This is a genomic window from Pseudomonas sp. MG-9 (assembly GCF_018729515.1).
Taxonomy (GTDB): Bacteria; Pseudomonadota; Gammaproteobacteria; order Pseudomonadales; family Pseudomonadaceae; genus Aquipseudomonas; species Aquipseudomonas serboccidentalis.
In genome coordinates, this window is the sequence record NZ_JAHHZH010000003.1 from 643,005 (window position 1) to 651,067 (window position 8,063).

Consider the following 8,063-nt stretch of genomic DNA (forward strand, 5'->3'; position numbering starts at 1 on the left):
GCGAGCAGGCTCACTCCTACACGGCTGTGCGGAAACTTCAAGAATGTGTACACACGAATGTCACCATCAGTGCCATTTATGTGTGCACTTTTTTGTTTGCTCGCCCTGAAAAGTTACATCCCTTCTGAACGTCCCTTCCTTTCGGCATTCGCCAAAATCCCCCGCAAAAAATAAATAGCTGTTCAATCGGTCAATTTATAACCATCTGTTTTCAAAAGCTTAGCCCTCATCGATAACTTTTCGAAATGAGCCCGGCTGCGCATAGATCTGCATTTGGCACAGATCTGGCTTTAGTGCATACATGTTTTGTATACAAAATCGCAAAACATGACCTGACACTTTCGATCCGCAAGCCTGAAGCGCCCTATCCCGTACAGGCTGCAGATGCCCCGTAACCAGTGATGTTTGCTGGCCGCGACGAAGATTTGTCGAGCCCCGGGCTCATGCACAGTCATCGCGGCCCCGCCCATCAGGAGCCTGCCGGAATGCGTACAAGCCTCTCCAACAACATCGCGCTGAATCTGCCTGCCTCTGCCCTCGACCAGCCCTTGCCCCACGATGGCCTGACCGAATCGTTACAACTGAGCCCCCGCCTGCACAACAGCGACCTGGCACCGACCCGGGCCGAAGGTCGGCGCTGGGGCAAATACAGCATCTTCGCCCTGTGGACCAACGATGTGCACAACATCGCCAACTACTCGTTCGCCATCGGTCTGTATGCGATGGGCCTGGGGGGCTGGCAGATCCTGCTGTCACTGGGGATCGGCGCGGCGCTGGTGTACTTCTTCATGAACCTGTCCGGCTACATGGGGCAGAAAACCGGGGTGCCGTTTCCGGTGATCAGCCGGATCAGTTTCGGCATCCACGGCGCGCAGATTCCGGCGTTGATCCGGGCGGTGATCGCCATCGCCTGGTTCGGGATACAGACGTACCTGGCATCGGTGGTGTTTCGCGTGCTGTTGACGGCGATCCACCCCGGCTTCGCCGAGTACGACCACAACTCGATCCTCGGCCTGTCATCTCTGGGCTGGGTGTGTTTCGTGGCGATCTGGTTCGTGCAACTGGCGATCCTCGCGTACGGCATGGAGATGGTCCGCCGTTACGAAGCCTTTGCCGGGCCGGTGATTCTGCTGACCGTCGCCGCCCTCGCCGCGTGGATGTACACCCAGGCCAACGCGACCATCGCCTGGTCGATCCGCGAACCGCTGACCGGCGGCGAGATGTGGCGCAACATCTTTGCCGGCGGCGCCCTGTGGCTGGCGATCTACGGCACGCTGATCCTGAATTTCTGCGACTTCGCGCGCTCTTCGCCGTGCCGCAAGACCATCAAGGTCGGTAATTTCTGGGGGTTGCCGGTGAACATTCTGGTGTTCGCCGCCATCACCGTGCTGTTGTGCGGCGCGCAATTTCAGATCAACGGGCGGATCATCGAAAGCCCGACCGAGATTATTGCGTCGATTCCCAACACGTTCTTTCTGGTGCTCGGTTGCCTGGCCTTCCTGATCGTCACCGTGGCAGTGAACATCATGGCCAACTTCGTCGCGCCAGCCTTCGTGCTCAGCAACCTGGCGCCGAAGTACCTGACCTTCCGCCGCGCCGGGCTGATCAGCGCGACCATCGCCGTGCTGATCCTGCCGTGGAACCTCTACAACAGCCCACTGGTGATCGTGTACTTCCTGTCCGGCCTCGGCGCCCTGCTCGGCCCGTTGTACGGGGTGATCATGGTCGACTACTGGCTGATCCGCAAAGGCCGGATTCATGTCCCACAGTTGTACAGCGAAGATCCCAACGGCGCTTATTACTACAGCCGCGGGGTGAATTTCCGCGCCGTGGCAGCGTTCATTCCTGCGGCGCTGATCGCCATCGTCCTGGCGCTGGTGCCGGGCTTCCACAGCATTTCGCCGTTCTCCTGGCTGGTGGGCGCCGGCATCGCCGCCCTGCTCTACCTGATCATTGCCAAGCGTCAGCCGCACTACGCCGACGTCAGTGGCGAAGCCATCGCCGTCGACAATGTCAGCCACTAATTTCCTCGCGGCCCGGGTTTCGGGCCGCTGAACTGCCCGCAATAAGGACTTCTCATGCGTATTCTTGTGGTCAACGTCAACACCACCGAATCCATCACCCAGGCCATCGCCCGCTCGGCGCAGGCGATCGCTTCACCCGGCACGGAGATTGTTGGTCTGACGCCGTTCTTCGGCGCCGACTCGGTGGAAGGCAATTTCGAAAGTTACCTGGCGGCCATCGCCGTGATGGACCGGGTGATGTCTTACGATCAACCGTTCGACGCGGTGATTCAGGCCGGCTACGGCGAACACGGCCGCGAAGGCTTGCAGGAACTGCTGAACGTGCCGGTGGTGGACATCACCGACGCGGCGGCGAGCACCGCTATGTTTCTCGGCCACGCCTATTCGGTAGTGACCACGCTGGATCGCACCGTACCGCTGATCGAAGACCGGCTGAAACTCTCGGGTCTGTGGGATCGCTGCGCTTCGGTGCGGGCCAGTGGTCTGGCAGTGCTGGAGCTGGAACACGAGCCGCAACGGGCGCTGGAAGCCATCGTGCAACAAGCGGAACTGGCGGTGACTCAGGACAAGGCCGAGGTGATTTGCCTCGGCTGCGGCGGCATGGCCGGGCTGGATGAACAGATTCGTCGCCGCACCGGAGTGCCGGTCGTCGATGGCGTGACGGCGGCGGTGACCATCGCCGAATCGCTGGTGCGGTTGCGGTTGTCGACGTCCAAGGTGCGCACTTACGCGACGCCACGGCCGAAAAACATCATCGGCTGGGCGGAGCGGTTTGCAAGGTAAACCGCGTTATCGTTCATCGCGAGCAGGCTCGCTCCTACAGGGTTCGTGTCGTACCCGAAATCTGTGAGCAACACCGGACTCTGTAGGAGTGAGCCTGCTCGCGATAGCCGCAACCCGGTTAACAGCCAAACTCAGAAAGCACTGAACCGCTGCGCCCACCCCTTCTGCGCAAACTGCTCAATCACAAAATCAACAAACGCCCGGGTCTTGCCCGGCAGCAATTTGTGCTCGGCGTAGTAGATCGAAATGTTGCCGTCATCGACGTACCAATCCGGCAGCACACGTTGCAACGTGCCCGCCTCGAGATAACCCACGGCAAACGGCATGCTGACCAGTGCAACCCCCAGCCCTTGTGCTGCCGTGGCGCAGGCGGCTTCGGAGTCGCTCATGGTCATTCGCGTCTTGAGGGTCAAGGGTTGACAGAGCTGACTGCCGCTACTGATCAACTGCCAGGAACGTACTCGACCGGTTTGCGGCGAACGAATCAGGATGCCATCGTGATATTGCAGATCATCCGGCTCGGCAATCGCCTCATGCTTTTCCAGATAGTCAGCAGATGCCACCAACACTCGATGCGCGGGTGCCAATTTACGTGCGACGACGCCCTGGGGCAATTCGAATCCCCCGCCAATCGCCGCATCGAAACCCTGCCCGATTAAATCGACCTGACGGTTATCAAAATGCCAGTCAGGGTTGATCGCCGGGAACCGACGTAAAAACTCTTCCAGCAACGGCACAACGTACAAACGCCCGAATACCGTGCCCATGCTGACTTTCAGCGTGCCCGCCGGCAATCCTTCGACACTGGCCAGATTGGCCACAGCATTTTGAATCGTCGTCAGGCTGCTACTGACCTGACTCAAAAACAGCTGACCGGCCTCGGTCAGGGTCAAGCTACGTGTACTACGCTGGAACAGCCGTACACCGAGCCGCGCCTCGAGCTTCGCCACACTCTTGCCGACGGCTGCGGGTGTCAGGCTCAAGCGCCGCGCCGCCTCGGCAAAGCTGCCGACTTCGGCACTGCGCACGAAGCATTCGATACTGCTGAAGGTTTCCATGATCGCCACTATAAACTTTTGGTTTACACAGACTATAGCAATCATGGGCTACACGGTTGTCGATGCGAGGCCGATACTTGGCTCCAACACCAAGGCACCCCGCCTTCAACTTCCTGGAGATCGAACATGACCACTCAACACCTCAGCGGCAAAGTCGCTCTGATTCAAGGCGGATCCCGTGGCATCGGCGCCGCCATCGTCAAACGTCTGGCTGCCGAAGGCGCCGCTGTCGCCTTCACCTACGTCAGCTCCGCCGCCAAGGCCGAAGAACTGCAAAACAGCATCACCGCCAACGGCGGCAAAGCCCTGGCGATCAAAGCCGACAGTGCTGACGAAGCGGCGATCCGCAACGCTGTCAGCGCCACCGTCGAAGCCTTTGGGCGCCTCGATATTCTGGTGAACAACGCCGGCGTGCTGGCCATCGCGCCACTGGAAGATTTCAAACTGGAAGACTTCGACCAGACCCTGGCAATCAACGTGCGCAGTGTGTTCATTGCTTCTCAGGAAGCCGCCAAGCACATGGGTGAAGGCTCGCGCATCGTCAACATCGGCAGCACCAACGCCGACCGCATGCCCTTCGGCGGCGGCGGTGTGTACGCGATGAGCAAATCGGCGCTGGTCGGCCTGACCAAGGGCCTGGCCCGGGATCTCGGCCCGCGCGGCATCACCATCAACAACGTGCAGCCCGGCCCGGTCGACACCGACATGAACCCGGCCGATGGCGATTTCGCTGAAAGCCTGATCCCGCTGATGGCGGTGGGTCGTTACGGCACTGCCGATGAAATCGCCGGTTTCGTCGCCTACCTGGTGGGCCCGGAAGCCGGTTACATCACCGGTGCCAGCCTGACCATCGACGGTGGCTTCGGCGCCTGATGCGCTGATTCCCGGATACAAAAAAACGCCGCGCCTCGGCTCCGAGGGCGGCGTTTTTTCATGGTGTTTATTGAGCGATCAGGCCCATTCCAGCGCCGGCAAACCGCAGGCACTCGGGGTGAACGCCTTGAGCGTGCGCAGAATCCCGTCGGCGTGAGCGTATTTTTCATCGGCCATGGCCGCGTCGGGAATCGCGATGGCGGTCATCCCCGCCGCTTTCGCCGCAGTGACGCCAAACGGCGAATCCTCGAACACCAGACAATCTTCAGGCGCGACGCCCAGACGCCGGGCGGCGGTGAGGAAGATGTCCGGCGCCGGTTTGGCGGCGCCGACTTCCGGGTCGTCCGCGGTGACGATGAAATCGAACAGCGCAAACCAGTCACGGTGCAAGGTGGTTTTCTGGCCGAACGACTGTCGCGACGAACTGGTGCCCACGGCGATCGGAATGTTGTGCGCCTTGAGGTGGCGAATCAGCTCCTCCGCACCCGGCATTGCCTGCGCCTTGGGAAAACGTTCGCGCATCAGCGGCTCGCGGATCACCAGAAACTCTTCGGCGCTGATCGGCAGGTCCAGCGCCTGCACCACGTAGTTGGCCAGGTCATTGGCGCCACGCCCGATGATGTTCTGTTTAACGCTCCAATCGAAAGTCCGCCCGTAACGCTCGGCAATGAGCGACGTGACCTCGGTGTAGATGCCTTCGGTGTCCAGCAACAAACCATCCATGTCGAAAATCACGGCCTTGATCGGGCCAAACGTCTTCATCGGTGCATTCATCATCGGATCCGTTATCAAAAACATCCCAGGCAGCACGGTCGGCGCCGCTGCCCGGATCGGATTAAAGGGTTCAGCAGCATAGCGAGGCCAACGAACATTCAGCAACGGGCAATGTCGGCGGGCCGTTGAATGGTGCGCGGATATTTAGCGAAATGCCCTACAGCCAATGCCTACTTGCCCGACTTCTTTCCCGTTTGATCCCCCGCAAAGTCCGCGCACCTCTTTCACGTGCGCGAGTGCCTGCGAATGTTCCAAACCGATCGGCTTCTGGCCCTGAACAACAGCATCGGCCTGCTGGTGGTTGCCGCCCTGAACCCGAAACACCCGGACGTCGAAACGCTGATTCGCGAGTTCCGCCTGAGCCTGAACCACTACGAGGCCTGGGCCGAGCAGTTCTGGACCGGGACGGCGCTGGATGTCGAACAGGTGTTCAGGGTCGGCAACGACCTGCACCTCAGCGCTCCCGTCAAATCCCGCCAACCCATCCAGACCTCGGTGGTCATGTGCCCGGCGAGCGGCCCGTTAACCCTGGTGCACATGTTCGAGGCGGCGCGCTTCGTACCGATCGGTAATACCCCGGTGATGCTCGAACCGGTGATCGCCGACGTCGACGGGGTACTGAGTTTCGGTGCACCGCTGCGCCATACCATCGGCCCGAGCGGCATTCTGGAAGTCAGCGACTGCGACCGGGGCCAGCGTTATCGCATCACCTTCTTTCCCGATGTTTCCACCGCCCATATCCAAGCGCTGTACGCGTCCTACGAAGGGATTCTGGACGGGCTGGAGGGCTGGCTTCGCGACGAGTGGGCCGGGTTTCAGCCGCAGTGGACGGAGTTTTCCGGCACCGGTTTCGGTGATCGTTACCGCCAGTTGCAACAGGCTGACTGGCGAGGGTTCGAGAAGGCCCTGCACGACATCTGGGACGACGTTAAACAGCTGTTCGCTTTGCTCGCCGATCTGCAGGCCAACAGTGAAAAACTGCTGCAGTACCTGACCGAGGTCGAACTGGAAGCGCTGCTCAATGCCTCCAGTGAAGCCATCGCCAGTGGCTTGCTGATCCTCAGTGACGAGCCGTTGCTGTTTATCCATCTGGCAGCGTTTAACAGTTGGTTGAAGATGCTGCCGCCGCAGTACCTGGCGGAAGTGGTGGCCGAAGTCCGGGTCGAGCTGTTGATCAGTTTTCTGCTGATGCGGATTACCGGCGGCGTTGGCGTGCCTGTGAAATTGAGCAGCAAGGTGCTGAACAAGATCAAGTCGCCTCGTGCACGGCAATGGCTGGCAGCGGCGGCACTGCGCCTGGCCGAACGGCCCTCCACTGCCGATCTGAACAAACATGCGGCCACGTTGAAGCCGTTGATGATCAATGCGCGCGACGTGCCGATGAGGCCGACGCCGGCGATCCCGCTGAACATTCGCCAGGCGGATTCGGTGGTGTTGACGGTACCGAACCCGGCGCCCATGGCGCGAGACAAGTCCCGGGGCACGACCCGGATGGAGCGGCACAAACCCCACGACGACTCACCCGATCAAGCAAAAAACCCCAACGGCGACAGCGCCGATTGCGTGCCGCTGACCTGCACCAACGGCTGCCCGGTGTCGATGGTCACCGGTGAAGAACTGCTGACCCTGACCGATGGTTCGCTCGACGGGGTGCTGCCGTTCGAGTTCACCCGCCTGTATCGCACCAGCGCCGTTGAGATCGATGTCGGGCTGGGGTTTGGCTGGAGCCATTCGCTGGCGCATCGGCTGGTCTTCGATGGCGATGCGGTGGTCTGGGTCGACCACGAGAACCGCCGCACACGGTTTCCCATGCCCAGTGTTCAGCGGCCGGCGATTCACAACAGTTTGTCGCGGGCGGCGATTTTTCTCGGGGATGAACCGGAGGAATTGATCCTGGCGCTGGCGGGGAACGCGGCGCGGTTTTATCACTTTCGCGCCGGGCGGCTGACGGCGATCAGTGATGCGTATGGCAATCGCCTGCAGGTTGCTCGTGATCATCAGGAGCGCATTGTTCGCCTCGACAATGGTGCGGGTCGGTCGCTGGGGTTGCGTTACGAGCGGGCGCATCTGATCGGCGTCGATTATCAGGTTTGGCGCGAAAGCGACTGGCACACCGAACAGACCCTCGTCAGCTACCGCTACGACGCCCGCCAGCGCCTGCTCGAAGCAACCAATGCGGTCGGTGACAGCGAGCATTACGACTACGACGATCAGCACGTCATCCTGCAGCGGCAACTGACGGGCGGGGCGAGTTTCTTCTGGGAGTGGGAGCGCGCCGGCAAAACCGCGCGTTGCGTACGGCACTGGGCGTCGTTCTCGCAGATGGACAGCCGTTACGTCTGGGCCGACGACGGCAGTGTGGCGGTGCACTACGTCGACGGCAGCGAAGAAACCTACGTCCACGATGACAGCGCACGGCTGGTACGCAAGGTCGAGGCCGATGGTGGTGAGTTCCTCAAGGCCTATGACGATGCCGGACGGCTGATCGCCGAGCAGGATCCGCTGGGGGCGGTCACCGAATACCGCTACGACGAAGTCGGACGGCTGATCG

General features: G+C 60.9%; 6 protein-coding genes. 4 read left to right on the forward strand and 2 right to left on the reverse strand.

The genetic code is table 11. From position 1 onward, the window contains the following. The first annotated feature begins 485 nt into the window (after window positions 1–485). Both KKQ10_RS10960 and KKQ10_RS10965 read left to right on the forward strand, forming a co-directional pair. Window positions 486–2,024, forward strand: coding sequence for an NCS1 family nucleobase:cation symporter-1 (locus KKQ10_RS10960; protein ID WP_215501087.1), 1,539 nt, complete (start codon window positions 486–488; stop codon window positions 2,022–2,024). A gap of 54 nt (window positions 2,025–2,078) precedes the next feature. Then, window positions 2,079–2,807, forward strand: coding sequence for an aspartate/glutamate racemase family protein (locus tag KKQ10_RS10965; protein WP_215501088.1), 729 nt, complete (start codon window positions 2,079–2,081; stop codon window positions 2,805–2,807). Window positions 2,808–2,938: 131 nt separating this feature from the next. Here KKQ10_RS10965 and KKQ10_RS10970 read toward each other — a convergent pair whose 3' ends face one another. Then, window positions 2,939–3,865, reverse strand: coding sequence for a LysR family transcriptional regulator (locus KKQ10_RS10970; RefSeq protein WP_215501089.1), 927 nt, complete (start codon window positions 3,863–3,865; stop codon window positions 2,939–2,941). A 126-nt stretch (window positions 3,866–3,991) separates the two neighbouring features. On the opposite strand from KKQ10_RS10970, the gene KKQ10_RS10975 reads away from it, so the two are divergent. Then, complete coding sequence (locus KKQ10_RS10975) at window positions 3,992–4,738, forward strand: 3-oxoacyl-ACP reductase family protein (RefSeq protein WP_215501090.1); 747 nt, start codon at window positions 3,992–3,994, stop codon at window positions 4,736–4,738. A 78-nt stretch (window positions 4,739–4,816) separates the two neighbouring features. On the opposite strand, the gene KKQ10_RS10980 is transcribed toward KKQ10_RS10975, so the two are convergent. Next, on the reverse strand, window positions 4,817–5,512 hold the full coding sequence (locus KKQ10_RS10980; protein WP_145593245.1) for an HAD-IA family hydrolase: 696 nt from the start codon (window positions 5,510–5,512) through the stop codon (window positions 4,817–4,819). Between the two features lie 246 nt (window positions 5,513–5,758). On the opposite strand from KKQ10_RS10980, the gene KKQ10_RS10985 reads away from it, so the two are divergent. Further along, on the forward strand, window positions 5,759–8,063 hold a 2,305-nt coding region (locus KKQ10_RS10985; protein WP_252191556.1), incomplete at its 3' end, for a DUF6531 domain-containing protein.

Bases quoted from the DNA above. Each gene is read 5' to 3' on its own strand.
- KKQ10_RS10980 (WP_145593245.1), bottom strand. From the start codon at position 5,512: ATGAATGCACCGATGAAGACGTTTGGCCCGATCAAGGCCGTGATTTTC.
- KKQ10_RS10965 (WP_215501088.1), top strand. From the start codon at position 2,079: ATGCGTATTCTTGTGGTCAACGTCAACACCACCGAATCCATCACCCAG.
- KKQ10_RS10960 (WP_215501087.1), top strand. From the start codon at position 486: ATGCGTACAAGCCTCTCCAACAACATCGCGCTGAATCTGCCTGCCTCT.
- KKQ10_RS10975 (WP_215501090.1), top strand. From the start codon at position 3,992: ATGACCACTCAACACCTCAGCGGCAAAGTCGCTCTGATTCAAGGCGGA.
- KKQ10_RS10970 (WP_215501089.1), bottom strand. From the start codon at position 3,865: ATGGAAACCTTCAGCAGTATCGAATGCTTCGTGCGCAGTGCCGAAGTC.